Annotated in this window: 24 protein-coding genes; 4 read left to right on the top strand and 20 right to left on the bottom strand. The window is 65.5% G+C overall.

Translation table 11 applies throughout. The features are described from left to right. The first annotated feature begins 107 nt into the window (after positions 1-107). A complete protein-coding gene (locus tag SSA01S_RS05880) occupies positions 108-905 on the top strand; it encodes a ThuA domain-containing protein (protein ID WP_061779614.1) in 798 nt (265 codons plus the stop codon). On the opposite strand, the gene SSA01S_RS05875 is transcribed toward SSA01S_RS05880, so the two are convergent. The 14 genes from SSA01S_RS05875 to rpsB all read right to left on the bottom strand — a co-directional run bounded on the left by SSA01S_RS05875 (position 906) and on the right by rpsB (position 14,454). Then, positions 906-2,279 (bottom strand): L-serine ammonia-lyase, encoded by a 1,374-nt coding sequence (locus tag SSA01S_RS05875; RefSeq protein ID WP_061779613.1) that lies wholly within the window; start codon positions 2,277-2,279, stop codon positions 906-908. A 114-nt stretch (positions 2,280-2,393) separates the two neighbouring features. Next, positions 2,394-2,708, bottom strand: coding sequence for a PilZ domain-containing protein (locus tag SSA01S_RS05870; protein WP_058717895.1), 315 nt, complete (start codon positions 2,706-2,708; stop codon positions 2,394-2,396). A 146-nt stretch (positions 2,709-2,854) separates the two neighbouring features. Beyond that, positions 2,855-3,085 (bottom strand): 50S ribosomal protein L31, encoded by a 231-nt coding sequence (gene rpmE / locus SSA01S_RS05865; RefSeq protein WP_058717894.1) that lies wholly within the window; start codon positions 3,083-3,085, stop codon positions 2,855-2,857. Between the two features lie 119 nt (positions 3,086-3,204). Further along, complete coding sequence (gene fabZ, locus SSA01S_RS05860; protein WP_058717901.1) at positions 3,205-3,657, bottom strand: 3-hydroxyacyl-ACP dehydratase FabZ; 453 nt, start codon at positions 3,655-3,657, stop codon at positions 3,205-3,207. A gap of 31 nt (positions 3,658-3,688) precedes the next feature. Continuing rightward, positions 3,689-4,357 (bottom strand): OmpH family outer membrane protein, encoded by a 669-nt coding sequence (locus SSA01S_RS05855; RefSeq protein WP_061779612.1) that lies wholly within the window; start codon positions 4,355-4,357, stop codon positions 3,689-3,691. Beyond that, on the bottom strand, positions 4,357-7,077 hold the full coding sequence (gene bamA, locus SSA01S_RS05850; RefSeq protein WP_156477682.1) for an outer membrane protein assembly factor BamA: 2,721 nt from the start codon (positions 7,075-7,077) through the stop codon (positions 4,357-4,359). The genes SSA01S_RS05855 and bamA overlap by 1 nt, the downstream gene beginning before the upstream one ends. A 79-nt stretch (positions 7,078-7,156) precedes the next feature. Further along, entirely contained in the window at positions 7,157-8,293 is a 1,137-nt protein-coding gene (rseP, locus tag SSA01S_RS05845; protein ID WP_061779610.1) for an RIP metalloprotease RseP, read from the bottom strand. After that, entirely contained in the window at positions 8,290-9,447 is a 1,158-nt protein-coding gene (dxr, locus tag SSA01S_RS05840) for a 1-deoxy-D-xylulose-5-phosphate reductoisomerase (RefSeq protein WP_061779609.1), read from the bottom strand. Before dxr ends, rseP begins: the two co-directional genes overlap by 4 nt. Next, a complete protein-coding gene (locus tag SSA01S_RS05835; RefSeq protein ID WP_061779621.1) occupies positions 9,447-10,232 on the bottom strand; it encodes a phosphatidate cytidylyltransferase in 786 nt (261 codons plus the stop codon). Before SSA01S_RS05835 ends, dxr begins: the two co-directional genes overlap by 1 nt. Before the next feature lie 53 nt (positions 10,233-10,285). Then, positions 10,286-11,002, bottom strand: coding sequence for an isoprenyl transferase (locus SSA01S_RS05830; RefSeq protein WP_082670011.1), 717 nt, complete (start codon positions 11,000-11,002; stop codon positions 10,286-10,288). A 41-nt stretch (positions 11,003-11,043) separates the two neighbouring features. After that, on the bottom strand, positions 11,044-11,601 hold the full coding sequence (frr, locus tag SSA01S_RS05825) for a ribosome recycling factor (RefSeq protein ID WP_042487694.1): 558 nt from the start codon (positions 11,599-11,601) through the stop codon (positions 11,044-11,046). Between the two features lie 3 nt (positions 11,602-11,604). Further along, a complete protein-coding gene (gene pyrH, locus SSA01S_RS05820) occupies positions 11,605-12,330 on the bottom strand; it encodes a UMP kinase (RefSeq protein WP_058717889.1) in 726 nt (241 codons plus the stop codon). Positions 12,331-12,549: 219 nt separating this feature from the next. Beyond that, entirely contained in the window at positions 12,550-13,485 is a 936-nt protein-coding gene (gene tsf / locus SSA01S_RS05815; RefSeq protein WP_061779608.1) for a translation elongation factor Ts, read from the bottom strand. 159 nt (positions 13,486-13,644) lie between these two features. Beyond that, complete coding sequence (gene rpsB, locus SSA01S_RS05810) at positions 13,645-14,454, bottom strand: 30S ribosomal protein S2 (protein WP_061779607.1); 810 nt, start codon at positions 14,452-14,454, stop codon at positions 13,645-13,647. Positions 14,455-14,741: 287 nt separating this feature from the next. Between rpsB and SSA01S_RS19035 the strand changes: the two genes are divergently transcribed. Next, positions 14,742-15,059 (top strand): hypothetical protein, encoded by a 318-nt coding sequence (locus SSA01S_RS19035; RefSeq protein WP_240955024.1) that lies wholly within the window; start codon positions 14,742-14,744, stop codon positions 15,057-15,059. Here the strand turns inward: SSA01S_RS19035 and pssA are convergent. Both pssA and SSA01S_RS05795 read right to left on the bottom strand, forming a co-directional pair. Further along, positions 14,998-15,819: a CDP-diacylglycerol--serine O-phosphatidyltransferase gene (gene pssA / locus SSA01S_RS05800; protein WP_061779605.1), complete on the bottom strand. Its 822-nt coding sequence runs from the start codon at positions 15,817-15,819 to the stop codon at positions 14,998-15,000. The genes SSA01S_RS19035 and pssA overlap by 62 nt on opposite strands. 11 nt (positions 15,820-15,830) lie before the next feature. Further along, complete coding sequence (locus SSA01S_RS05795; protein ID WP_061779604.1) at positions 15,831-16,553, bottom strand: phosphatidylserine decarboxylase; 723 nt, start codon at positions 16,551-16,553, stop codon at positions 15,831-15,833. Between the two features lie 143 nt (positions 16,554-16,696). Here SSA01S_RS05795 and SSA01S_RS05790 point away from each other — a divergent pair, with 143 nt between their 5' ends. Beyond that, the gene (locus SSA01S_RS05790) at positions 16,697-17,917 is read left to right on the top strand and encodes an NADP-dependent isocitrate dehydrogenase (protein WP_058751803.1); all 1,221 of its coding nucleotides are present in this window, start codon (positions 16,697-16,699) and stop codon (positions 17,915-17,917) included. 83 nt (positions 17,918-18,000) lie between these two features. On the opposite strand, the gene SSA01S_RS05785 is transcribed toward SSA01S_RS05790, so the two are convergent. Beyond that, positions 18,001-18,444: a c-type cytochrome gene (locus tag SSA01S_RS05785; RefSeq protein ID WP_061779603.1), complete on the bottom strand. Its 444-nt coding sequence runs from the start codon at positions 18,442-18,444 to the stop codon at positions 18,001-18,003. A gap of 112 nt (positions 18,445-18,556) precedes the next feature. Here SSA01S_RS05785 and SSA01S_RS05780 point away from each other — a divergent pair, with 112 nt between their 5' ends. Beyond that, positions 18,557-20,335: a cation:proton antiporter domain-containing protein gene (locus SSA01S_RS05780; RefSeq protein WP_061779602.1), complete on the top strand. Its 1,779-nt coding sequence runs from the start codon at positions 18,557-18,559 to the stop codon at positions 20,333-20,335. A gap of 38 nt (positions 20,336-20,373) precedes the next feature. Here the strand turns inward: SSA01S_RS05780 and SSA01S_RS05775 are convergent, their stop codons facing one another. The 3 genes from SSA01S_RS05775 to SSA01S_RS05765 all read right to left on the bottom strand — a co-directional run bounded on the left by SSA01S_RS05775 (position 20,374) and on the right by SSA01S_RS05765 (position 25,365). After that, a complete protein-coding gene (locus SSA01S_RS05775; RefSeq protein WP_061779601.1) occupies positions 20,374-23,046 on the bottom strand; it encodes a valine--tRNA ligase in 2,673 nt (890 codons plus the stop codon). A 44-nt stretch (positions 23,047-23,090) separates the two neighbouring features. After that, positions 23,091-24,686, bottom strand: a complete 1,596-nt coding sequence (locus SSA01S_RS05770) for a histidine kinase famiy protein (RefSeq protein ID WP_061779620.1) — start codon at positions 24,684-24,686, stop codon at positions 23,091-23,093. A 100-nt stretch (positions 24,687-24,786) separates the two neighbouring features. Further along, positions 24,787-25,365, bottom strand: coding sequence for a DUF2497 domain-containing protein (locus SSA01S_RS05765; RefSeq protein WP_156477681.1), 579 nt, complete (start codon positions 25,363-25,365; stop codon positions 24,787-24,789). Positions 25,366-25,381: the final 16 nt, after the last annotated feature.

The following is a 25,381-nucleotide window of genomic DNA, read 5'->3' as shown; positions in this document are numbered from 1 at the left end:
ACTTCCGCAAGAAGTGTCCTTGGTGGAAAGCCCCCTCCACCATGCTCCGCATGGTCCCCCTCCCCGTGCCGGGGAGGATTTGATATCGTCCCCAAAAAGGGAGACGGATGATGCTGAAAACACTGGTGATGATTGCGCTGGTCGCGGTGGCGCAAGCGCCGTCCGATCCGCATCTGCCGCCCAAGGTGGTCGACACCGTGGCCCCTACCCTGCCCGCCGGATTGAAGCACGGCGTGCTGATCGTCTCCAAGACCAATGGCTGGCGGCATTTCGAGCATATCCCGCATTCCAATGCCATCCTGGCCGACATCGCCAAACGGCTCGGCCGTCCCAGCTTCACGACCGAGAATGCCGCCGTCTTCAACGACGACCAGCTTTCCCATTTCTCGGTCATCGTCCTAAACAGCGCGAGCGGCGAGTTCATGACGCCGGAGCAACAGGCGGCCCTCGCCCGCTTCGTCGCGCGTGGTGGCGGCGTGGTCGCGCTGCACGCGGCGGGCGATAACAGCCACACTTCGCCCTGGTATGTCGACACGATCATCGGCACGACCTTCACCGGCCATCCGAACGGCGCGGATCATATCCAACCCGCCCGGGTCGAGATCGTCCAGCCCCGCCACCCGATCATGGCCGGGGTGAAGACGCCCTGGACACCACGCGACGAGTGGTACAGCTTCGATCGCAACCCGGCGGCCAAGGGAATGACCATCCTCGCCCAGCTCGACGAAACGAGCTACCGCCCCGGCGACACCTTACGCATGGGCACGCACCCGATCATGTGGATCAACCCGCGCACCAAGGGCCGGGTCTTCTATTCGGCGCTGGGGCATGAGCCCGAACTCTATGACGATCCCGACTATCACCGCATCCTGACCAACGCGATCCGCTGGGCGGCGGGGACGTGATCAGCACTCGACGACGTTGACCGCGAGACCGCCGAGGCTGGTTTCCTTATATTGGGATTTCATGTCCTCGCCGGTCTGGCGCATCGTTTCGATCACCTGGTCCAGGCTGACGATGTGATTGCCGTCGCCGTGCAGCGCCAGATAGGCGGCGTTGATCGCCTTGATCGCGCCCATCGTGTTGCGCTCGATACACGGGATCTGGACCAGCCCGCCGATCGGATCGCAGGTCAAGCCGAGATTATGCTCCATGCCGATCTCGGCGGCATTCTCGACCTGCGCTGGTGAGCCGCCCAGCGCCGCCGCCAGCCCCGCCGCCGCCATCGAGCAGGCGACGCCGACCTCGCCCTGACAGCCCATCTCCGCCGCCGAGATCGAGGCGCGCTTCTTGTAGAGCATCCCGACCGCCGCCGCCGTCAGCAGCAGGGTGCGCACGCCGTCGCGCGTCGCGCCGTGGACGAACGTTTCGTAATAGCGCAGCACCGCCGGGATCACCCCCGCCGCGCCGTTGGTCGGCGCGGTGACGACCCGGCCGCCTGCCGCATTTTCCTCGTTCACCGCCAGCGCCCACAGGCTGACCCACTCGAACACCAGGCTGGGGTCGGTGCGCGGGCCGCGGTCGAGCAGCTTCTGCCGAATCGCCTGTGCGCGCCGCTGAACCTTCAGGCCGCCGGGCAGAATACCCGAGGCGGCACAGCCCCGCTCGATCGCGCCGCACATGGCGTCGCGCACGCGGTCCAGAAATGCGTCGATCTCGGCATCCTCGCGCCATGCGGCTTCGTTGGCGCGCACGATTTGGGCGATCGACAGCCCGGTCTCGGCCGTCCGCGCCAGCAATTCCGCGCCCGAGGCAAAGGGATGCGCCAGCCGCCGGTTGGTGCGCATGGCCTCCGCCCCTTCCATCCGGATCGCGCCGCCGCCGATCGAATAGAAGCGGCGGACGACCGCGCTGCCGTCGGGCAGGAAAGCGGTGAAGACCATGCCATTGGGATGAGCGGGCAGGAAACCGGGGCGGAACAGCAGGTCGGCTTCATAGTCAAACGGCATCACATGCCGCCCGTCGAGCGTGATTCGCCCCGTTTCGGCAATGGCCGCCAGCATCGCCTCGATCGCGTCTGGATCGACCGTCTCGGGCGTCTCACCCGCCAGACCGAGCAGGACCGCCCGGTCGCTATGGTGGCCGCGCCCCGTAAGCGAAAGCGAGCCGAACAATTCGGCCTGCACCCGGTCGGGGACCAGGCCCGTGTCGAGCATTTCGGTGGCAAAGGCCTTGGCCGCGCGCATCGGGCCGACCGTATGCGAGCTGGACGGGCCGATGCCGATCGTGAACAGCTCGGTCACGCTGACGGCCGCAACGCTGTCTTCACTGCGCGGCAACACGGTTGCGGGCGCAGTCGCGGGGGTGACGGGCAAGGTCAAGATGGTTCCATTTGTTACGGCTTTGCCACTGCGTAGCGCAACCGTACCGGGCTGACCAGCCCGCCGCCCCGATCAGGTGAGCGGTGCGAGGATCTCGAACGCCTCCGGTGCCAGCGGTTTTTCGAACTGGCAGCCGGCGGCGAAGTCGGTGGCCCAGACGACATGCGCGGCGACTTCGCCCACCTGGGGCAGGCGCAACCAGATGTCCGAGCCGCGCCGAAGCGAGGTATAGGTCTGAAGCCGCGCACCATGAACCGAGATGTCGAGCACCCGGCACAAAGCCCGGGACAGCCCGCCTCGATCCATTTCGGTATCGAGCGCCGCAGCCTTCCGCAGGGCGCGGCGGCGGTTGGTATATTCGGCGGGTTCAAATTCGGCGGCAAACATGAGGCTATGTTGCACAGCGCTGGTTAATGGACCGCAAACCGCATTTTGAAAATTTTCGTCATCCTCTCGCACTCGACGCAAAGAGGCCCGGCGCTTCGCGAGGGAAGCACCGGGCCCTTTGTCGTTCACCCCAGGGGGTGAGGCGATTACTTGCGGAGCGTGAGACCGCCACCGAAACGCTTGTTGAAGCGCGCGACCTGGCCGCCGGTATCCAGCAGCGAGCCACGACCACCGGTCCAGGCCGGATGCGCCAGCGGATCGATGTCGAGCTGCATCGTGTCGCCTTCCTTGCCCCAGGTGGAGCGGGTTTCGAACACGGTGCCGTCGGTCATCTGGACCTTGATCATGTGATAGTCGGGGTGCGTATCGGTCTTCATGATAATGCTCCGAAAATGGCTGGTTCCGACCAGCCTGGAAACGGGAAGCGCGGCCCATAGCGGACCGCGCGTCCTTAGTCAAAGTGCGGGAACGCCCCGCCCATAGGCGAAGCGTTCGATCAGGCGGCCTTGGGCGGATCGGCGATCATCGCGGTGAAATTCGCCTCGGCGACGGTCACGCCGTCGATCTTGGCGACCCCTGCGAACTTGCAGACGCTCGACCGCTTCTGGACGAATTCGACCTCCAGATGGAGGAGGACGCCGGGTTCCACAGGCTTGCGGAACTTGGCGCCGTCGATCGCCATGAAGTAGACGAGCTTGCCCGACCCCGCGAGGCCCAGGCTTTCCACCGCCAGCACGCCAGCGGCCTGCGCCAGCGCCTCGACGATCAGCACGCCAGGCATGATCGGACGGCCGGGGAAGTGCCCCTGGAAAAAGCCCTCGTTGATCGTCACCGCCTTCACCGCGCGGATCGACGTGTCGAGGACGATTTCCTCGACACGATCGACCAGCAGCATCGGATAGCGGTGCGGCAGGGCCGCCATGACCCGCCCGATGTCGAGCGGGCCCATGGTGGTCTTTTCCGTCTCGCTCACGGACGTATTACCGGCCGCTGTTCTGGCGACGGGCAGGCGCCGGGGCGGCGGCCGGAGCGGTCGCGGCGGGAGCGGCACCCTGCTGCTGACCCTGTTGGCCCGGCTGCCAGTTGGCGGGCGGCGTGATGCTGACGGTCGGGACCAGCTTGTCCAGCTCGGCGGTCACGGCCGACGTGATGTCGGCGGTCGGCTGCATGAATAGCACCGCCTGCGGGCTGACCAGCAGGCTGACATTCTTGGCGCGCACGGCGTTCTGCACCGCTTCGCCCAGACGCGCCTGGATCTGTTCGATCGCATAGCTCTGCGCACGGGCGGCGGGCTGGGTCAGGCGAGCGAGTTCCTGCTCACCGGCCTGCTGCTTGGCCTGGATCGATTCGGCCTGGGTGCGCAGCGCGGCCTGGTTGGCGTTGGGCGCCGAACGGGCGGTCTGGAACGCCTGGACCAGCGGCTCGAGTTCGCGGCCGATCGCGGCGCGGCGGGTCTCGGCCTGGTCGAGCTGGGCCTTGTAGGTCGTCTCGATCTGCTGGCGGGCAGCGGTCCAGGCGCGCGAACCGGCGATCGCACCCTGCGGGTCGGCGACGGCGACGCCGTTCACCTGCGCGCTGGCGGTGGTCGCGACGGTCGCCGCCGGCGCGACGAGCGCCGCCGCGAGGAGAAGCTTGGAAATCGTCTTCATCAGAACTGCGTCCCTACGTTGAAAGTGATGAGCTTGGGGTCGTCGCCCGGCTGCGTGACCAATGCCTTGGCCAAGTCGATGCGCAGCGGTCCGAATGGTGAATTCCAGTTCACGCCGACGCCGATCGACACGCGCGGCTTCCACGTGCCGCCATAGAATTCCTCGACGGCGAAGGCGGTGTTCTGCAGCGCGACATTGGCCGTGGTCCCGGTGCAGGCCGTGCTGCCCAGCGGCGCATAGCCCGTCGCGCAGTTGGTCTGCTGGTTGGCGATGCTGGCATCGGCGGTGCTGGGCACCTGATACACCTGCCGTCCCTGGCTATCGACCAGCGGCGCTGCCGCCAGCGTGGGCGAACCGTCCTTGTTGAACAGCAGCTTGCCGCTGGCATCGCGCGCCTGCGGGAAATTGAGCGAGGGCAACGGGCGCGTGACGCCCCACAAACTACCCGCCTGGACGTAGATGCTGGGACGCAGGCCCATTTCCCGCGCGCCCGAGCCCAACGGCACTTCCAGCTCGGCACGGGCCAGATAATAAGCGCGACCGCCCAGCGAGTCGTCGACGATCTGGTTGCGATCGGTCTGCTTGGTCTGGCTGCCATCGGCACCGATGACATAGGGAATACGCAGCACGCGCGGGCCGACACCGCGAATGTCGAAGCCACGGAACTGCGGCTCGCCCAGATAGAAGCGGTCGACGATGCGGACCGGATCGATGCCCGGGCCGCGGCTGCTTTCCAGCGAATGGATATAACCACCCTCGCCTTGCACCGAGAACACGAAGCCCTTGCCGAGCCCCTTGAACTTGGCACCCTGCGCGCGGGTACGGATATATTTCACGTCGCCGCCTAGACCCGCAAAGTCCTGGCTGAACGAGAATTGCTGACCGGCGGTCGGGCGCAGGCGGCTGTTCAGGCTGTCATAAATCAGCGAGTAGCCGATCGACGAGGTCCAGCGATTGCCGATCGAGTCGCAGAGATAGCGACCCGCCGACTGATAGTTACAGGTGCCGTCGGCGTTGAAGAAGGACGAAGCCAGCCCGACCTGATCATAGGTCAGGCCATAGCGGCCCGACAGCGACCAATATTCGGTCAGCGGCACACCCGCGCGCACCTGGAATCCGGTCGACACCTGGCTGTAGGTCGTCTGGCGGGTGGTGCCCAGATAGTTGAACGAGTTGAAGTCGCGGCGGAACACGTCGACGCCCAGCGCGATATTCTTGTCGAAGACATAAGGCTCGGTGAAGCCCAGTTCGATCGACTTGGAATAGGCCGAATAGTTGACGCCTGCGCGCAGTTCCTGGCCCTTGCCGCGGAAGTTTCGCTGGGTGATGTTCGCCTGGATGATGAAGCGTTCCAGCGACGAATAACCCGCCGACAGCTGCAACGAGCCGGTCGACTGTTCCTCGACATTGGTTTCCAGCACGATCCGGTCGGGGGCCGAGCCCGGGTTCTGCTTGATCTCCAGCTTTTCCTGGAAATAGCCCAGCGAGTTGATGCGATCCTGGCTGCGGCGAACCTGGAAGCTGTTGAAGGCGTCACCCTCGGCCACGCGGATTTCGCGGCGGACGACCTTGTCCTGCGTCTGCGTGTTGCCGTTGATGTCGATCCGCTCGACATAGGTGCGCTTCGCTTCGGCGATGTTGAACGTCACCGACATGGTCAGCGCGTCCTTGTCGCGCTGGATGTCCGGCTCGACATTGGTGAAGGCATAACCGAACAGGCCCGCCGTCTGGCTGAGGCTGTCGATCGAATCCTCGACCAGCTTGGCGTTGTACCACTCGCCCTTCTTCATCGGCAGCGAGGCGGCCAGCTTGCCATTGTCGAAGTCGCGAATCTGGCTGTCGACCTTCACGTCGCCGAACTTGTAGCGCGGACCTTCCTCCACCACGTAAGTGATGATGAAGTCCTTCTTGTCCGGCGTCAGCTCGGCCACCGCGCTGGTCACGCGGAAATCGGCATAGCCGTTGGTCAGATAGAACAGGCGCAGCTTCTGCTGGTCGGCGGCCAGGCGATCCTGATCATAGCTGGTGGCCGAGGACAGGAAGCGGAACCAACGCGACTGCTTGGTGTACATCGCACCACGCAGTTCGTCGTCGGAGAATTTCTCGTTGCCGATGATGTTGATCTGGCGGACCTTGGACTTGGGCCCTTCGCTGATTTCGAACACCACGTCGACGCGATTCTGGTCGAGATTGACCATCTTCGGATCGACCACCGCGCCGAAACGGCCTTGGCGACGATACAGCTCGACGATGCGCGCCACGTCCTGGCGAACCGCGGTCCGGGTGAAGATCTGCCGCGGCGCGAGCTTGATCTCCTTCTTGATCTTGTCTTCCTTCAGGCGCTTGTTGCCCTCCAGAATGACCCGGTTGATGATCGGGTTCTCGCGCACGCGCAGCACGATATCGCCGCTCTCGACGCCGGTGATCGAGAAGTCGGCGAACAGCTCCGACGCCTGAAGGTCCTTCAGCGCCTGGTCGAGCGTCTCGGGCGTATAGGGCATGCCGACGCGCAGCTTGGTGTAGGAGAGCACCGTCTCCGGCTCGATACGCTGTGCGCCCTCGACGCGCAGTGTCTTGATCGTCCGCACCGGCGCTGGGGCCACCACCGGCGTGGGGGCGGCACCCGCCCCCGGCACGGTCGGCGCGGTCTGCGCCCAGACGGGAACACCGGACAGCATCGTGCCCGCCAGCAATATGGCGCCCGCGCGCACAGTCTTCATACCCGTCATTGCTGTCACCAAACCCACCCCAGAAAAGTCGAACCGACCCCTGTCGTCGTCGCGCCCTGCCCCATCGGCGTCACCCGATCAAGCCAGCGATATTTTTCCATAGCCCGAAATTGCCGAGATCGTTGAACGTCACGAACAGCATCAGGGCCAGGATCGCGATCAAACCGCCACGAAATGCCCATTCCTGGGCTGCCGGCTCCAGGGGGCGTCGCCGCACCGCTTCGATCGCATAGAAGAAAAGATGACCGCCATCCAGCATCGGCACTGGCAACAAGTTGATGAACCCCAGATTGATGGAGACCAGCGCGATGAAGAAAACAAAGGCGTCGAGCCCGAGCGAGATCTGCTCGCCCGACACCTTGGCGATAGAGAGTGGCCCGCCCAGTTCCTTGGCGGAGCGGCGACCGGAAATCACCTGGCCCAGCGTTTCGACCATCATATGGACGATCTCGCCGGTCCGCTCGACCGCGACTACGGGCGCGCGGAGCAGGCTGACCGGGCGGACATCAACCGTCCCCGCCCCACGCAGACCCAGACGGCCGACGCGATATTCGTTGCCGAAGCGGTCGTGCTGAACGTCGGTGCCGATCGTGGCGTCCGTGGTGAAGGGCGTACCGCCGCGCGTCGCGGCGATCGTCACCCGCTCGCCAGCGCGAATCTGCACATAGCGGGCGATGTCGGAAAAGTCGGAGACTGCCCGGCCATCGATCGCGGTCACGCGGTCGCCGGGACGCAACGTCGTGGTCGCCGCCGCACTGCCCGGCATGACCTGACCGACGACCGGCGGCACCACCATCTCGCCATAAGCATAGGCAAAGCCTGCCAGGATCAGGATCGCCGCCACGAAATTGATCGCCGGGCCGGCCGCGACGATGATCGCACGCTGCCACACAGGCTTGGCCTGGAACGTTCGCGCGCGTTCTTCGGGCGGCAGGGACAGCCAGGCCGCATCCGCCTGGCTTGCCGGGTTCATGTCACCAGCGAATTTGACATAGCCGCCCAGCGGCAGCCAGCCGACCTTCCACCGCGTGTCACGCTTGTCGGTAAAGCCAAGAATCTCGCGCCCGAAACCGATCGAGAAGGTCTCGGCCTTCACGCCGAACAGTCGCCCGGCGAGATAATGCCCCATCTCGTGCACGAACACGAGCGGGCCGATGGCAAGGACAAAGGCCAGGATGGTCAACAACAGGCCGGGGGTTTCGCTCAAACGATACAATCCTCAACGCGCTCGGCCGCCAGTCCCCTCGCTTCCGCATCGACGGCGATCACCGCGTCTAGCGTTTCCGGCGGGGCCGGGTCGTAGCGATGGAGAACATCCTCGACGATTGCGGCAATTTCGAGGAAGCCGATACGCCGGGCCAGAAAAGCCGCGACGGCGACCTCGTTGGCGGCATTCAGGATGGCAGGCGCGGCACCCCCCGCCTCCAATGCGGCCCGGGCAAGGCGCAGCGCGGGGAAGCGCACCGGATCGGGCGCGGCAAAGTCCATCCGCCCCAGCGCAACGAGATCGAGTGGTGCCATCGGCGTCGGCATCCGGTCCGGCCAGGCCAGGCAATGCGCGATCGGCACCCGCATGTCCGACGGCCCCAACTGGGCCAGCATCGACCCGTCGACATAATCGACCGCCGAATGGATGACCGATTGCGGGTGGAGCACGATCTCGATCCGATCGGACGGCACGGGGAACAGCCGCGCGGCCTCGATCAGTTCCAGCCCCTTGTTCATCATCGTCGCCGAATCGACCGAAATCTTCGCACCCATCGACCAGTTGGGATGCGCCACCGCCTGTTCGGGCGTGACGCGGCGCATCTCTTCGGTGGTCCATTCACGGAACGGACCGCCACTGGCGGTCAGGACGATGCGGCGAACCCGCTCGGGCCGGGCAAAGTCGAAACATTGGTAGATGGCGTTATGCTCGCTGTCGGCGGGCAGGATCGTCGCCCCCGCCTTGGCCGCCGCCGCCAGCACCACTTCCCCCGCCGAAACCAGCGGTTCCTTGTTGGCGAGCACCACCGTGCCGCCATTGGCGATCGCCGCCATGGCAGGCTCCAGCCCGGCACAGCCGACGATCGCACCCATCGTCCAGTCGGCATGAAGCGCCGCTGCCTCGATCACCGCCGCACGGCCGCCAGCGACCCGCGTCTCGGTCCCCGCCAGTGCGTCGCGCAGATCGGGCAGGCAGCGTTCGTCGGCGACCACGGCGAGTTCGGCGTTGGTCCGCTTCGCCGCCGCCGCCAGCTTGGCGACATCGCAATTGGCGGTCAGCGCGCGGACGCGATAACGGTCCGGCTCGCGCTCGATCAGGTCCAGCGTGGAGGTGCCGACCGAACCGGTCGCCCCCAGAATCGTCACGCTACGCATCAGAAAAGGTCCGGCAGAAAGATCAGGAGCGCGGCGATCGGCGCGACCGGTACGATGCCGTCCAGCCGGTCCATCACGCCGCCATGGCCGGGCAGGACGTTGCCGCTGTCCTTGACCCCTGCCCGCCGCTTCAGCGCGCTCTCGAACAGGTCGCCGCCCTGCGCCAGCACCGCCAAGACCGGCGTCGCGATGACGAGGTGCAGCGGCAAGCCATGTGCCCAGCGCATGACGAGCGCGAGCAGGATCGCCGCCGTCACGCCGCCGATCAGGCCCGACCAGGTCTTGGCCGGGCTGATCGACGGGGCCAGCTTGGGCCCGCCGAACTGCCGCCCGACGAAGAAGGCGCCGCTGTCGCACGCCCAGACCAGCGCCATCGTCCAGAGCGACAGCACCAACCCATCCTCATGCCCATATCCGTCGACATGCAGGCGGATCGCCAGCAGCGAGAACACCGGCAATCCGACATAGAGCGCGCCCGCTCCGAACTCGGGACGGCGCGACACGATGGTCAGGAAGAAGAAGGTGGCCGCGATCAGCCCCAGCGCGAAAAAGCCCGGCCCGGCCGCCAGCCCCGGTGCCATGATGGCGAGCGGCACCGACAGCGCGAACTGTGCCAGTCTCTTCTGCTTGGCATCGACCTTCAACAGGTCCGACCATTCGGCCATCATGAACAGGCCGACCACGACCGCCAGCAGCCAAAAGGCCAGCCCGCCCAGCGCCAGACAGACGCTTGCCACCGCGATCATCACGATGCTGGCCAGCACCCGCTTGGTCAGGTTGGACATGCTCTTGACCGGGGCCGCATCGGGCGTGCCGGTCGGCGGGATATCGGGATCGGTCACAGGCCGCCGAAGCGCCGGTGTCGTCGCCCGAACTCGGCAACCGCATCGGCCAGCGCCGCTTCGTCGAAATCGGGCCAGAGCGTGTCGACGAACAACAGCTCGGCATACGCCGCCTGCCACAGCAGGAAGTTGGACAGGCGCTGCTCGCCCGAAGTGCGGATTACCAGGTCGAGCGGCGGTAGGCCGTTGGTCTGCAACTCGCCCTCGATCGCCTCGGGCGTGATCGCCTCGGCCGCCATCTCACCGGCCGCGACCTTGAGCGCCAGTCGCCGGGTCGCCTCGACCAGTTCGGCCTGCGCGCCATAGTTCAGGGCGATGGCCAGGATCGGGCCGGTATTGGTCGACGTCCTCTCAACAGCATCGTCGATCATCGCGACCAGATCGGCCGGGAAACGGCGATAGTCGCCGATCACCCGCAGCCGCACATTGTCCGACACCAGCTCGGCCAAGTCCTTGCGCAGGAAGATACGCAACAGACCCATCAGGTCGCTGATCTCGGTCTCGGGCCGCCGCCAATTCTCGGACGAGAAGGCATAGAGCGTCAGCGCCTCGATCCCCTGCGCCCGCGCCGCGCGCGCGATCCGGCGCACGGCATCGACCCCGGCCTTGTGACCGGCGAAGCGGGGCAGCAGACGGCGTTTGGCCCAGCGGCCATTGCCGTCCATGATGATCGCGACGTGACGCGGGACCGCACCCGTATCGGGCACGGCCACCAGCGACCCCAGAGCCGTCTGGGCCGAGGCGGCCGGAGGACTCACTTGCCCAGGATTTCCTTTTCCTTGGCCGCCGCGGCTGCATCCAGCTCGGCGATGGTGGCGTCGGTCAGCTTCTGCACCTCGGTCTCGTGGCGCTTGCGCTCGTCCTCGCCGAAGACGCCCTTCTTCTCGTCGACCTTCAGGCTGTCCATGCCGTCGCGACGCACGTTGCGCACCGCGATGCGCGCGCCCTCGGCATACTTGCCGGCCAGCTTGGCGAGCTCCTTGCGGCGCTCCTCGGTCAGGTCGGGGATCGGCAGGCGCAGCGTCTGGCCGTCATTGATCGGGTTCAGGCCCAGACCTGCCGAGCGGATCGCCTTTTCGACCGACGACACGTTCGACTTGTCCCACACCTGCACCGACAACATGCGCGGCTCGGGCGCGGAGACGGTCGCGACCTGGTTCAACGGCATGTGGCTGCCATAGACCTCGACGGTCACCGGATCGAGCAGCGCCGTCGAGGCGCGGCCCGTGCGCAGGCCGTTCAGGTCGTGCTTCAGCGATTCGACCGCGCCCTGCATACGGCGCTCGAGGTCGGACTTGTCATAGGCTGCCATGATTTAAGCTCCTGCGTTCTGGACGATCGTCGACACACCCTGGCCCGACAGCACGGCACCGAAATTGCCATGTTCGCGGATGTTGAAGACGACGATCGGGATGTTGTTGTCGCGGCACAGCGCGATGGCCGAGGCGTCCATGACCTTCAGGTCGTCGGACAGGACCTTGGAATAGCTGACCGTGTCGTAGCGGGTGGCGGACGCGACCTTTTTCGGGTCGGCATCATACACACCGTCGACGCTGGTCCCCTTGAAAAGGGCGTCACACTTCATCTCGGCGGCACGCAGCGCGGCCCCGCTGTCGGTGGTGAAGAAGGGCGAGCCGACACCGGCGGCGAAGATCACCACGCGACCCTTTTCCAGATGCCGCATCGCGCGGCGACGGATGAAGGGCTCGCACACACTCGACATCGGGATCGCGGACTGGACGCGGGTATCGACGCCGATCTGCTCCAGCGCGTTCTGGACCGCCAGCGCATTCATGACGGTCGCCAGCATGCCCATATAATCGGCGGTCGCCCGCTCGATGCCCTTGGCCGCCGCCGACAGACCGCGGAAGATGTTCCCGCCACCGACGACGATGCACAGTTCATAGCCCTGTGCGCGGACATCGGCGATCTCCTGCGCCACGCGCGCGGTGATGTCGGGCGAGATGGCCAGACCACCCTCGCCCATAAGGACTTCGCCCGACAGTTTCAGAAGGATACGTTTGAAGGGCGGGGTCGTCATTGTTTCTCGTGTCTTGGCCATGAAAGTGGCGCGGACCTTAGGCGGCGACCGGGCGGCGGGCAACCATGGAGCGGCGGGTTGCAGGGGTTTTTGTGCCCACCATTCCTCCTTGTCCGACGATGGGGCGGAATAAGCAGGGCCATAAACGCAAAGGGAGCGACCACCCTGCGGCGGCCGCTCCTCGATCCATCATCGTCCCATCAAGGGACGATGCCGGAATTACGCCTTCTGCGGCACGCCCGAAGCGGCGGCGACTTCGGCGGCGAAGTCCGACGCTTCCTTCTCGATGCCCTCGCCCAGCTGGAAGCGGACATAGTCCACCAGCTTGATCTCGGCACCGGCGTCCTTGGCGGCCTTGGCCACCACGTCGCTGATCTTGGTCTTGCCGTCCATCACGAACAGCTGGCTGACCAGCGCGTGCTCCTTGCGGTACTTGGCGATGCCGCCCTCGACCATCTTGGCGATGATGTCGGCGGGCTTGCCCGACTCGGCGGCCTTTTCGGTCGCGATCGCGCGCTCACGCTCGATCTCGGCCTCGTCCAGATCTTCCTCGTTCAGCGCCTTCGGGAAGGCGGCCGCGACGTGCATGGCCAGGTCCTTGCCCAGCTTCTGCAGAACCTCGTCCGAGGCATCCGATTCCAGCGCGACCAGCACGCCGATCTTGCCCAGGCCCGGTGCCTGCTGGTTGTGCACGTAAGACACAACCGCGCCCTTCGACACTTCAAGGCGCTTGGCGCGACGCAGCGACTGGTTCTCACCGATGGTGGCGACGTTGTTGGTCAGCACTTCGGCGACGGTGCCGCCCTGCGGCATCGCTTCGTTCTTCAGCGCTTCGACGTCGTCGCTGGTCTTCAGCGCGATCTCGGTCACGTCCTTCACGAACGCCTGGAACTGGTCGTTCTTGGCGACGAAGTCGGTTTCCGAGTTCACTTCGACGGCAGCACCGACGGTGCCGCTGGTGGCGACGCCGACCAGACCTTCGGCGGCGGTACGGCTCGACTTCTTCTGCGCGGCCGCCAGGCCCTTCGTGCGCAGCCAATCCAGCGCGGCGTCCATGTCGCCAGCGGCCTCGTTGAGCGCCTTCTTGCAGTCCATCATGCCCGCGCCGCTCTTTTCGCGCAGGTCCTTGACCATCGCTGCGGTGATATCGGCCATTGTCTCAATCCTCTGTCTGAAAAGGGGGATGCGGGTAGGGCCGCCCCATCGGAGGCGGCCCTTAGCACGGCTTGCATGTCAAGCCGATGTCACCGACCGAAGGGTTGCCCCGTCCGGCCGATGATCGCCCCGCCCGCATCGCGGGGCATTTTCACGCGATTACGCGTCGATCTGGCGCTCGGCCTCGACCGCCTGCTCGGCGGCTTCGGTCGGGGCGACGGTCAGCGCTTCCTCGACGGGCGGCTCGGCCATCGCACCGAAGTCGGTGCCGCTGCGGCGCTGCTGCTCGTTGTTGCCACGGGTCGCGGCAATGGCCACGGCCTCGCAGTACAGACGGATCGCACGGCTGGCGTCGTCGTTCGCGGGAACCGGGAACGCGATGCCGTCGGGCGAGACGTTCGAGTCGAGGATCGCCACGACGGGGATACCCAGCGTGTTGGCTTCCTTGATCGCCAGCTCTTCCTTGTTGGCGTCGATCACGAACATCACGTCCGGGATGCCGCCCATGTCGCGGATGCCGCCCAGCGACAGCTCGAGCTTGTCGCGCTCGCGGGTCAGGTTCAGCACTTCCTTCTTGGTCAGGCCGTGCGTGTCGCCCGACAGCTGCTCTTCCAGGGTCTTGAGGCGCTTGATCGAGTTCGAGATCGTCTTCCAGTTGGTGAGCATGCCGCCCAGCCAGCGATGGTTGACGAAGTGCTGGCCAGCGCGACGAGCGGCCTCGGCGACCGGCTCCTGCGCCTGGCGCTTGGTGCCGACGAACAGGACCTTGCCACCGCCCGCGACGGTCGAGCTGATGAACTCCAGAGCGCGCGCGAAGAGCGGCACGGTCTGCGACAGGTCGAGGATGTGGACGCCGTTGCGGTCGCCAAAGATGTAGGGCTTCATCTTCGGGTTCCAGCGGTGGGTCTGGTGGCCGAAGTGCGCGCCAGTCTCGACCAGCTGCTGCATGGTGACGACGGGTGCCGCCATAAGATAATTCCTTCCGGTTAGTCCTCTGGGAAGCGGATGACGCGGCGGGCAAAGCCCATGCGCACCGAAATATGATGCTTCCCATGCGGTGTTGAGGGGCGCGCCCTTAGCCGATGCTCGACCTCCATGCAAGCGAACAATGACGTTCACTTTTGTTCCACGCGCTCTTGACGTTGGAACATGATCGGAACATAGAGGGATCACAACAGGGAATGCAGGTTGATCGTCGCATGACGGCATCGCAACGACGTGGAATTGGCACGACTCATCGTGCTGTCACGAAAGCGATGACGGAACCCGACGAAAATCTGGATGGTTACGGTTCGGTTAATATGCCGGATCACAAAGTCAGGCAGGAGGCGAACATCATGATGATCGTGGTGAGTGTTCTGGTTTTCACGGGCGCGCTGGTCGCGGCGATCGCGACCATTGCGCTGATGATCGCGCCGCAATGGCGTCGCATCCTGCATCTGGCCACCGGCCATGTCGAACCCGCCTTCACGCCGCTGGCAACGCTGGTTGTGGCCGAGCGTCGAATCGCCGTCAGGCGCTGGGCGGCAAGTTCGCCTGTATCTTCGCTGGCCCGCCGCCGCGTGGCCGCTTGAGCCGGGCATAGGCGAACATCGTGAACGGGATGCTCGCCAGATAGGCCAGGCATAAAGCGGTCAGCGCATGCCAAGGCGCAGAGATTAGCGCCACACCAACTAGGACGATAATTGCTAGCGCCTCGAACCGTACATTGCGACGGAGGCGGAATGAAGTCCAGGATAGCGTGGCTACGCTCGACACCATCAACAGCGCGACAAAAGCCACCCAAGGCGCGACGATATAGGGCGAAGCAAATAGGGGCTCGCCTGTCCAGAACCACAGATAGAGCGGCAACATTGCCAGCCCGGCTCCGGCCGGGGCGGGAACACCGGTGAAGAACCCGGCGGTCTTGCGCGGCTGGTCCGTCACATCGAGCTGCGAATTAAACCGAGCCAGGCGTAGCGCGCAGAACACGGCCTGCAACACAGCGCAGATCCAACCGATACGCGGCAGATTTTCGAGGGACCAGAGATAAAGGATGAGTGCGGGCGCCACCCCAAAGGAAATGGCGTCGGAAAGCGAATCCAGCTCCGCCCCGAACCGACTTTCTCCGCGCAACAGCCGGGCGATCCGCCCGTCCAGCCCGTCCAGTACGGCCGCGACCATGATCATGGTGACGGCGGCTTCCCACGATCCGGCAATGGCGAACTTCACCCCCGTCAGCCCCGACACCAGCGCGAGCGCGGTCACCGCATTGGGAATGATCGCCCGCAGGGGAAGGCCACGAGGCGGTTCGCCAAGGGCCCGGCGACGTGCGAAACGGGGGGAAAGCGCCATTTGATCGCGGCTTACTGGGCGATGCCGGTCATCGGCTTGCCGCCGACGCGGCCAATCACCGTCTCGCCCGCCACCGAACGCTGACCCAGGCAAACCTGCGGCGTGACGTCATCGGGCAGATAGACGTCGACACGGCTGCCGAAGCGGATCAGACCGACGCGCTGACCGGCGGCGACCATATCGCCAGGCTTCACGAAACCGACGATACGACGGGCGACCAGACCGGCGATCTGGGTGAAGCCATATTTGCGGCCATCACGCCCCTCGACGACGAAATGCTGGCGCTCATTCTCGTCCGACGCCTTGTCGAGATCGGCGTTGAGGAACTTGCCCGAGATATAGACAACCTGACGGATGACGCCTGCGACGGGCGTGCGGTTGATATGCACGTCGAACACCGACATGAAGATCGACACGCGAACCAGCGGCGCCTCGCCCAGTTCACCGATCAGCTCGCGCGGGATGGGAACGCGCTGGATCATCGTCACCAAACCATCGGCGGGCGCGACGATCAAGTCGTCGCCCTGCGGCGTGGTGCGAATGGGGTCGCGGAAGAAGGCGGCGATCCAGATGCACAGGCCGACGAACGGCCAGAACAGCACCTTGGTGATCAATGTCGCGAGCAGGGTCAGGCCCGCCCCGATCAGCACATATTTGCGCCCTTCGGGATGGACGGCGGGAAAGCGCCACTTGACGGTGGTGGTCGCGACGGGGGGCTTTTCAAGCGAAGGCATCGGGCCTGTCTACCTGTCCACCGGCCATCGCACAATCTTTTCGGTTCGCCCCGGCCCTTTCGCGTGATGTTCAGGGCAGTTGATCCGCCGCGCCCCCTCCCCTAGACGCGTCACCAAACCTGCCTAATCTGAAGGATGCGCATATGGCGAAGATCAAGGTAAACACCCCCGTCGTGGAGATCGACGGCGACGAAATGACCCGGATCATCTGGGAATGGATTCGCGAACGCCTGATCAAGCCGTATCTCGACATCGAACTGGCCTATTTCGACCTGTCGGTCCAGAATCGCGACGCGACCGCCGACCAGGTGACGATCGACAGCGCCCACGCCACGCAGAAGTACGGCGTCGCGATCAAGTGCGCGACCATCACCCCCGACGAGCAGCGCGTCGAGGAGTTCGGCCTGAAGAAGATGTGGAAGTCGCCCAACGGCACGATCCGCAACATCCTGGGCGGCGTGGTGTTCCGCGAGCCGATCGTCATCAAGAACGTTCCCCGCCTCGTCCCCGGCTGGACCCACCCGATCGTCGTCGGCCGTCACGCCTTCGGCGACCAGTATAAGGCGACCGATTTCAAGGTCCCCGGCAAGGGCAAGCTGACCCTGAAGTGGGAAGGCGAGAATGGCGAATCGATCGAAGAGGAGGTGTTCAATTTCCCCGCCGCCGGCGTCGCCATGGGCATGTACAATCTCGACGAGTCGATCCGCGACTTCGCGCGCGCCTCGATGAACTATGGCCTGAACCGTGGTTGGCCGGTCTATCTGTCGACCAAGAACACCATCCTGAAGGCCTATGACGGCCGCTTCAAGGACATTTTCCAGGAAGTGTTCGACGCCGAGTTCGCCGAGCAGTTCAAGGCGGCGGGCATCGAGTATCAGCACCGCCTGATCGACGACATGGTCGCCTCGGCGCTGAAGTGGCACGGCGAATTCGTCTGGGCCTGCAAGAACTATGACGGCGACGTGCAGTCGGACACCGTGGCACAGGGCTTCGGCTCGCTGGGCCTGATGACCTCGGTCCTGATGACCCCGGACGGCAAGACGATCGAGGCGGAAGCGGCGCACGGCACCGTGACCCGTCACTATCGCCAGCACCAGCAGGGCAAGGCGACCTCGACCAACCCGATCGCGTCGATCTTCGCCTGGACCGGCGGCCTGAAGTATCGCGGCAAGTTCGACAACACGCCCGACGTCGTGCGCTTCGCCGAGACACTGGAAAAGGTCTGCGTCCAGACCGTCGAGAACGGCCAGATGACCAAGGATCTCGCGATCCTGATCGGCCCGGATCAGCCCTGGATGACCACCGAGCAGTTCTTCGAGGCGATCCGCGTCAACCTCGAAACCGCGATGGCCAACTGGCAGTAATATCTGCCAGACATGGTTAGAAAGGGGCCCGGAAGCATTGTTTCCGGGCCCTTTTTTATGTTGCTACCGAATGGCGGCGACGATTATTGCCGGCCTTCCCGTTCAAGATAGGCAATGACATCCGTTCGGGCGAGCGGATCGGGCAGGCCTGGAAAGGTCATCTTCGTGCCCGGCGCAAAGCGTTGCGGCGAAGTCAGCCAGCGGTTCATCGTCGCCCGATCCCAACGCCCGCCGACCTTCATCAGCGCGGCGGTATAGCCGAACCGCACACTGCCGCCCGCCACCGGCTTGCCCATGATGCCGTGCAGATTGGACCCCGCCCGGTCGAGTTCGCCCTTGCCGATCGTGTGACAGGCCAGACACTGGCCGAAGGTCCGCGCGCCCGCATCGGCATCCGCGACCCGCATCAGCGCGTCGAGCGACGGGTTGGGCCCCGCCGCCTTCAACCGTTCCGCCCGCCCGTCATCGCCACAGGCACCGAGCGCCAGACAGGACAGGAGAGCGAGGGGCACAGAATAGCGGATCATTATCGCGCCCTAGCCCCGCCCGGCCCTCCCTCGCATTGGACGAATCGCCCCATCGTCGTTTCACCCGATTAACGACCTGACAAGCGCGACATTACCGGGTTAGTCTGTCGCCATGGCACTTCGGTTAGACAATCAGGGCTTTTCCGACGCCCTCGTGATCCTCGGGTCGGCGGGGATCGTCATTCCGGCCTTTGCGCGCTTCCGGGTCAGCCCGGTGATCGGGTTCATTCTGGTCGGGCTGCTGGTCGGCCCAGCCGGGCTGGGCTCACTCGTACCCCATGCGCCATGGCTCTATTACCTGACCATCTCCAACCCGGAGTCGATCGAGCCCTTTGCCGAGTTCGGCATCATCTTATTGTTGTTTTCCATAGGGTTGGAGCTTTCTTTTCGGAGGCTATGGGCAATGCGGCGACTGGTGTTCGGCACCGGTGCTGCCGAACTGATCGGATCGGCCACGCTGATCGGCATCGCGCTCCATTTGCTGGGCCAAGGCTGGGCGGGGGCCATCGGGCTGGGCCTCGCCCTCACCCTGTCCTCGACCGCGCTGGTGCTGCCACTGGTCGGCACGACGAGCCCCGTGGGCCGGGGCGCGTTCGCGATGCTGCTGTTCGAGGATCTGGCGCTGGTCCCGATCATCTTCGCGCTGGGCGCGATGGCGCCGACCGCCAGCGATGAGGGCTGGGTCGGGATTGCCGGCGTTGCGCTGCGTGGCGGCCTGACGGTCGTCGCCATGTATCTGGGCGGCAAGCTGGTCCTGCCCCGCCTGTTCGCCCAGGCCGCGCGGACCAAGAGCCCGGAGCTGTTCCTCGCCGCCTCGCTGCTGGTCGTCATCGTCGCCAGCGTCGCGACGACCGCCGCCGGGCTGTCGCCGATCGTCGGCGCGCTGCTGGCAGGCCTGCTGATCGCCGAGACCGAATATCATTCGGAGGTCGAGGTGATGACCGCGCCGTTCAAGGGCCTGGCGCTGGGTGTGTTCCTGATCACCGTTGGCATGAGCCTGGACCTGCGGCTGATCGCGCGGAACTGGGATTCGCTGCTGCTCGCGGTGGTCGGGATCGTCGCGGTGAAGGCTATCGTCACCTATCTGCTGCTGCGGATCGCCCACGCCCGGCGCGGCGTCGCGGCGGAGACCGGGCTGCTGATGGGTAGTCCGTCCGAGACCACGCTGATCGTACTAGGTACGGCCGCACAGGCGCAGCTGATCCTGCCCTCGACCGCCAGTTTCTGGCAGACGGTGACCGCGATCGGTCTGACCATCACGCCCCTGCTCGCCAAGGCGGGCCGGGTCATATCCCGCCGGATCGAGGCGCGCAGCACGGACGGCCCGCCTGCGCCGCAGCCGGAAGCGGACGGCGGGCGGACCGTCATCATCGGCTTTGGGCGCGTCGGCAAGATGATCGCCGACATGCTGACCGTGCATGGCCAGCCCTATGTCGCGGTCGAAGCCGATATCGATTCAGTCAACGATGCACGGCGCGCGGGCTATCCGGTGTTGTTCGGCGATGTGGCGCGGGCGGAACTGGTCGACCGGCTGGACCTGCCCGCGGCCCTCGCGCTGATCCTGACGATGGACGATCCGGTGCTGACCGTCCGGCTGGCGAGGCGTATCCGCGAAGCCGCCCCGAACCTGCCGATCATCGCCCGCGCGCGCGACATGGCGCATGCGACCGAACTGTACCGCGCAGGCGTCAGCGAGGCGGTGCCCGAGACGCTGGAAAGCTCTCTGCAATTGTCGGAGGCGGTGCTGGTCGACCTAGGCGTCGCGATGGGGCCGGTCATCGCCTCGATCCACGAGAAGCGCGACGAATTGCGCCAGGTCATCCGGCGCGAGGCGCAACTCCAGCGCGAGCCGCGTATCCGGCGGCTGCGGCGACTGGGCGAGCAAGGGTAAGTCCCTCCCCGTACGGCGACGGGGAGGGATCAAACGGATCAGCCCAGGCGACCAAGCGCCGCGTGCAGCCGAGCCGCTTCGGCCATCTTGTCGGCGTGGTCGGCGCGGGCCTTCTCGACCGCTTCGGGCTTGGCGCGCTCGACGAAGCTGGCATTGCTCAACCGCCCGCCCAGCGCGTCGCGTTCCTTCTCGACCGCCGCAATCGCCTTGGTCAGGCGCTGACGCTCGGCGTCGAGGTCGATGACGCCTTCCAGCGGCAGCACGAAGGTCGCTTCGTCCACCACGACTTGAGCGGCCCCGCCGGTGACCTCGCCCTCGGCAGAGTCGACACGCGCCAGACGCGCCAGTGCCGAAGCCTGACGGGTCAACCGCACCGTCGTACCCTCATTCGCGTCACGCACATGCATCGGCAGGCGCGCGCCCGGCGGCACGTTGAGTTCGGTCCGCGCGGCACGGATTTCGCTGACCAAGCGGATCAGCCAGTCGATCTCACGCTCCGCCTCGGGATCGAGCGCGCGGGCGTCCGCCATCGGCCACTGGGCCACGATCAGGTCGTGATCGCGCGCGCCCATGGCGTGCCAAAGTTCCTCGGTGATGAAGGGCATGAACGGGTGGAGCAGGACCAGGATCTGGTCGAGCACCCAGCCCGCCACCGCACGGGTTTCCTCACCGCCCTCTTCGCCGCCCTGCAGGACCGGCTTGATGAGTTCGAGATACCAGTCGCAGAAGCGGCTCCAGACGAACTGGTAGATGGCGTTGGCCGCACCGTCGAACCGATAATCGGCCAGCGCCAGATCGACCGCCTGCACGGTCTTCACCGTCTCGGCGATAATCCACTTGTTGACCGCCAGCGTGGCGTTCGGGGCTTCCAGCGTGGTCGATGCGCCGATGCCGTTGGCCTGGGCGAAGCGCGCCGCGTTCCACAGCTTAGTCGCGAAGTTGCGATAGCCCTCGACGCGGCGCTCATCCATCTTGATGTCGCGGCCCTGGCTCTCCATCGCCGCCATGAAGAAGCGTAACGCGTCGGCACCATACTGGTCGATCAGGCCCAGCGGATCGACCGTATTGCCCTTCGACTTTGACATTTTCGAGCCGTCGGCAGCGCGGACAAGACCGTGGAGATACAGCGTCTTGAAGGGCACATCTTCCATGAAGTGCATGCCCTGCATCATCATCCGCGCATCCCAGAAGAACAGGATGTCGAAGCCGGAGATGAGCACGTCGTTCGGGTAGCGCCCCGCCAGCGTCTTGTCGCCATTGTCGGGCCAGCCGAGCGTCGCGAATGGCCAGAGCGCGGAAGAGAACCACGTATCCAGCACGTCCGGGTCGCGGGTCAGGGTGACGCCCTCCCCTGCTTCTGCCTGTGCTTCCTCTTCGCTCTCGGCGACGAACACGCGGCCGTCCTTGGCGAACCAGGCCGGGATCTGATGCCCCCACCAGAGCTGGCGGCTGACGCACCAAGGCTGGATATTCTCCATCCAGTTGAAGAAGGTCTTCTCCCACGCCTGCGGCACGATCTTGATCTTACCCGAGCGCACCGCTTCGATCGCGGGCTGGGCCAGCGTCTTGGCATCGACATACCACTGGTCGGTCAGCCAAGGCTCGATCACCACGCCCGAACGGTCGCCGAACGGCGTCTGGATCGTGCGCGGCTCGGCGTCATGCTCTTCGCCGTCCTTGTCGATATGCGGGATCAGGACGCCCTCGTCCTTCAACCGCGCGACGACGGCCTTGCGCGCCTCGGCGGTCGACAGGCCGAGGAACGCGTCGGGGATCAGGCCGTCCGAGGTCTGGCAGATACGCGCCTTACCATCGAGCATGTTGAGCATGTCGCGTGCCTCGATGCCCGCACGGCGGCCGACCTCGAAATCGTTGAAGTCGTGGCCGGGCGTGATCTTGACCGCACCCGATCCCAGTTCAGGGTCGGCATGTTCGTCGGCGACGATCGGGATCAGGCGGCCGGTGATGGGCAGGCGCACCTGCTTGCCGATCATCGCGGTGTAGCGCGCGTCGTCGGGGTGGACCGCGACCGCCATGTCGGCGAGCATCGTCTCCGGCCGCGTCGTCGCAACCTCGATAAAGCCCGAACCATCGGCCAGCGGATAGCGCAGGCGCCAGAAGCTGCCCTTCACTTCGCGCGTCTCGACCTCCAGGTCGCTGATCGCGGTGCCGAGCCCGGCATCCCAGTTGACCAGCCGCTTGTCGCGGTAGAGCAGCTTCTGGCGATGCAATTCGACAAAGACCTTCAGCACCGCCTTGCTGAAGCCCTCGTCCATGGTGAAGCGCTCATTGGCCCAGTCCATCGAGCAACCCAGACGGCGCAGCTGGCCGGTGATCTGGCCGCCGCTTTCCGCCTTCCACGTCCAGACCTTTTCCAGAAACTGGTCGCGGGTGAAGTCGGTGCGCTTCTCGCCGCGTGCGTTCATCTGGCGCTCGACCACCATCTGGGTCGCGATGCCCGCATGGTCGGTCCCGACCACCCATAGCGCATCCTTGCCCTTCAACCGGGCATGGCGGACGAGGATGTCCTGCAACGTGTTGTCGAGCGCATGGCCGATATGCAGGTTGCCGGTGACGTTGGGCGGCGGGTTGACGATCGTCCAGGGCTCGGCATTCGGGCGGTCGGGGCGGAACAGGCCCTTCTCCTCCCAATGGCCATACCAGCGGGCTTCGATTGCGGCGGGGTCGAACGTCTTGGGCAGCTCAGTCATGACGCTGCCTTAATCACCCGCGCGGCGATCCGCCAGATATTGTATCAGGTCCGCGCGCCCGGCCGGTCGAGCACCGCGCGAATACGCTCGTTCAGTTCGGCCCGGCGATAGGGTTTGCGGATCAGTTCATAGGAGCGCGCGCCCTCATCAATCGCTTCATCGGCAAAACCGGTGGTCAGCAACACCGACAGCCGCGGATAGTCCCGCCGCACCGCCTGCGCCAGCGCCACGCCGTTCATGCCGCCGGGCATCAGGATATCGGTGAACAGCAGCTGGAAATCGCTGTCCTTGGCCAGATGGTCGAGCGCCTCGCGCGCGCTACGGGTCAGAACGACATCATAGCCGAGGTCCTCGAGCATCGACTTGCCGAGGTCACCAACATCGTCCTGGTCCTCGACCATCAGCACCCGTTCGACCCCGCCGCTGCGCGCAGGTTGGACCGGCGTCGCGCGCCGCTCGGTTACGCCCGCCGCACGCGGGAAGTAGAGCGTGATCGCCGCGCCCTCCGCATCGGGCTCGGCGGTGGCGAGGCCGCCCGACTGGCGCATGAAACCATAGACCATGGCAAGGCCCAGGCCAGCGCCATTCCCCATCTCCTTGGTCGTGAAAAAGGGATCGAAAATCTTGTCGGCGATCTGCGGATCGATACCCGGCCCATCATCGGCGATACGGACGACGACATATTCGCCGGGCTCCAGATCGGCCGGGCCCTCGGGATTATCCGGCGACTGGATCATGTTGCGGGTGGAAATGGTGATCTCGCCCTGCCCGCCGTCGCGAGCCAGCGCCTCGCGCGCGTTGGTGACGATGTTGAGCAGCGCCATCTCGGCCTGAACCGGGTCGATCCGGCAGTTCCAGAGATTCTCCTCCAGCCGCTGGCGCACCACCACCCCGTCGCCCGCCGTGCGATTGAGGATCGGGCGGAAATCCTCGATCAACTGATTGAAGTTGAGCAGCCGGTCGCGTAGCTCCTGCTTGCGAGCAAAGGCGAGCAACTGCTGGGTCAGCGTCGCGCCACGCGCCGCCGCCGCGCCGATCGCCTCGACCGCGCGCCGTCCGCTGCGGTCATTCTCGTCGACCCTTGCCTCTAAGATGTCGGCATAACCGATGATGACCTGGAGCAGGTTGTTGAAGTCGTGCGCGATACCGCCGGTCAGCTTGCCGACCGCCTCCATCTTCTGCGCCTCGTGCAAAGCATCCTCGGCCTCGCGACGGCGCGAGATGTCGAGCTGGCTGCTGAAGAAATAGACCAGTTCGCCCGCATCGTCATAGACGGGCGACACGAACAGCGCATTCCAGAAGGTCGAGCCGTTCTTGCGATAATTGAGCAGCTCGACCGCGATCTCGTCACGGCGCTCCACCGCTGCGCGAACCTGCGCCACCACATCGCGATCGGTTTCCGGCCCCTGCAGAAACCGGCAATTGGTGCCGAGAATCTCCTGTTCGGAATAGCCGGTCATGAAGCTGAAGGCTTCGTTGCAGAAGACGATGGGGTTGTCCGGCTGGCGCGGATCGGTGACGATCATCGGCATCCGCGTGGTCTTCACCGCCGCGAAGAAGATGTCCGACTGGCCCGAATGCGGCTGACGCGCATCGGCGATCGGTGGGGACGACACGTGGGAGCGCGTCGACTTCGTCATATCGTGCGTCTCATCGGCCGGGTCCATGCCCTTCGAACCCGGTCAGGTGCCGCCGGTTCCACCCGCCTAGCGATACGGGTGGAAAAGACGGCGGGTGGGATCAGCGGCCTTCGCGGGTGATCCGGGCAATTTCGCGCGCGACCATCGCCTCGACCATCTCAGGCAGATGCGCGTCGAGCCAGTCGCGCAGCATCGGGCGTAGCATCTCGCGGACCATCCCCTCCAGGGTGCCGTCGCTGCTCGGTTCGGGCTTGACCATCATACGGCTGAGCGCCTCCAGGGAACCGCGACTGGCCTGAGCCGCGCGCGGGGATACGATCGCCTCCTCGGCATCATCCTCGTCGTCCAGCGCGACGGGAGCCGGCGCGGCGACGGGAGCGGGCGGTGCGACCTGCGCCACCGGTTCGGGAGCGGGAGCCGGAGCGGGCGCAGGCGCGGGCTCGACCACGCCGCGCATCGCCGATTCGGCGGCACGGGCGGCGGCGGCCTCGACCTTCATGCGCAGCGGCATGGGATCGCTCAGTTCGAGAACCTCGGGTGAATCGTCGTCCGCGACCGGCGACGGCACGGGGCGCGGCTGGCGACGCTGGCGCGCAGGCACCTCGCCCTCTTCGGCGATGATTCGTTTGATCGAGGAGAGGATCTCCTCCATCGACGGTTCGGCGCTGACTTCACCCATGACCGCAATCCCCATT

Source organism: Sphingomonas sanguinis NBRC 13937, assembly GCF_001591005.1.
Lineage (GTDB): Bacteria > Pseudomonadota > Alphaproteobacteria > Sphingomonadales > Sphingomonadaceae > Sphingomonas > Sphingomonas sanguinis.
The sequence above is the reverse complement of the archived record's forward strand: the minus strand, read 5'-3'. Positions and strand labels throughout refer to the sequence as shown.

Bases quoted from the DNA above. Each gene is read 5' to 3' on its own strand.
- pyrH (WP_058717889.1), bottom strand. From the start codon at position 12,330: ATGACGACCCCGCCCTTCAAACGTATCCTTCTGAAACTGTCGGGCGAA.
- tsf (WP_061779608.1), bottom strand. From the start codon at position 13,485: ATGGCCGATATCACCGCAGCGATGGTCAAGGACCTGCGCGAAAAGAGC.
- SSA01S_RS05775 (WP_061779601.1), bottom strand. From the start codon at position 23,046: ATGACTGAGCTGCCCAAGACGTTCGACCCCGCCGCAATCGAAGCCCGC.
- SSA01S_RS05765 (WP_156477681.1), bottom strand. From the start codon at position 25,365: ATGGGTGAAGTCAGCGCCGAACCGTCGATGGAGGAGATCCTCTCCTCG.
- rpsB (WP_061779607.1), bottom strand. From the start codon at position 14,454: ATGGCGGCACCCGTCGTCACCATGCAGCAGCTGGTCGAGACTGGCGCG.
- SSA01S_RS05790 (WP_058751803.1), top strand. From the start codon at position 16,697: ATGGCGAAGATCAAGGTAAACACCCCCGTCGTGGAGATCGACGGCGAC.
- SSA01S_RS05835 (WP_061779621.1), bottom strand. From the start codon at position 10,232: ATGTCCAACCTGACCAAGCGGGTGCTGGCCAGCATCGTGATGATCGCG.
- SSA01S_RS05880 (WP_061779614.1), top strand. From the start codon at position 108: ATGATGCTGAAAACACTGGTGATGATTGCGCTGGTCGCGGTGGCGCAA.
- fabZ (WP_058717901.1), bottom strand. From the start codon at position 3,657: ATGGGCCCGCTCGACATCGGGCGGGTCATGGCGGCCCTGCCGCACCGC.
- SSA01S_RS05780 (WP_061779602.1), top strand. From the start codon at position 18,557: ATGGCACTTCGGTTAGACAATCAGGGCTTTTCCGACGCCCTCGTGATC.
- bamA (WP_156477682.1), bottom strand. From the start codon at position 7,077: ATGAAGACTGTGCGCGCGGGCGCCATATTGCTGGCGGGCACGATGCTG.
- pssA (WP_061779605.1), bottom strand. From the start codon at position 15,819: ATGGCGCTTTCCCCCCGTTTCGCACGTCGCCGGGCCCTTGGCGAACCG.
- frr (WP_042487694.1), bottom strand. From the start codon at position 11,601: ATGGCAGCCTATGACAAGTCCGACCTCGAGCGCCGTATGCAGGGCGCG.
- SSA01S_RS05770 (WP_061779620.1), bottom strand. From the start codon at position 24,686: ATGACGAAGTCGACGCGCTCCCACGTGTCGTCCCCACCGATCGCCGAT.
- SSA01S_RS05855 (WP_061779612.1), bottom strand. From the start codon at position 4,357: ATGAAGACGATTTCCAAGCTTCTCCTCGCGGCGGCGCTCGTCGCGCCG.
- SSA01S_RS19035 (WP_240955024.1), top strand. From the start codon at position 14,742: ATGACGGAACCCGACGAAAATCTGGATGGTTACGGTTCGGTTAATATG.
- SSA01S_RS05870 (WP_058717895.1), bottom strand. From the start codon at position 2,708: ATGTTTGCCGCCGAATTTGAACCCGCCGAATATACCAACCGCCGCCGC.
- dxr (WP_061779609.1), bottom strand. From the start codon at position 9,447: ATGCGTAGCGTGACGATTCTGGGGGCGACCGGTTCGGTCGGCACCTCC.
- SSA01S_RS05795 (WP_061779604.1), bottom strand. From the start codon at position 16,553: ATGCCTTCGCTTGAAAAGCCCCCCGTCGCGACCACCACCGTCAAGTGG.
- SSA01S_RS05785 (WP_061779603.1), bottom strand. From the start codon at position 18,444: ATGATCCGCTATTCTGTGCCCCTCGCTCTCCTGTCCTGTCTGGCGCTC.
- rpmE (WP_058717894.1), bottom strand. From the start codon at position 3,085: ATGAAGACCGATACGCACCCCGACTATCACATGATCAAGGTCCAGATG.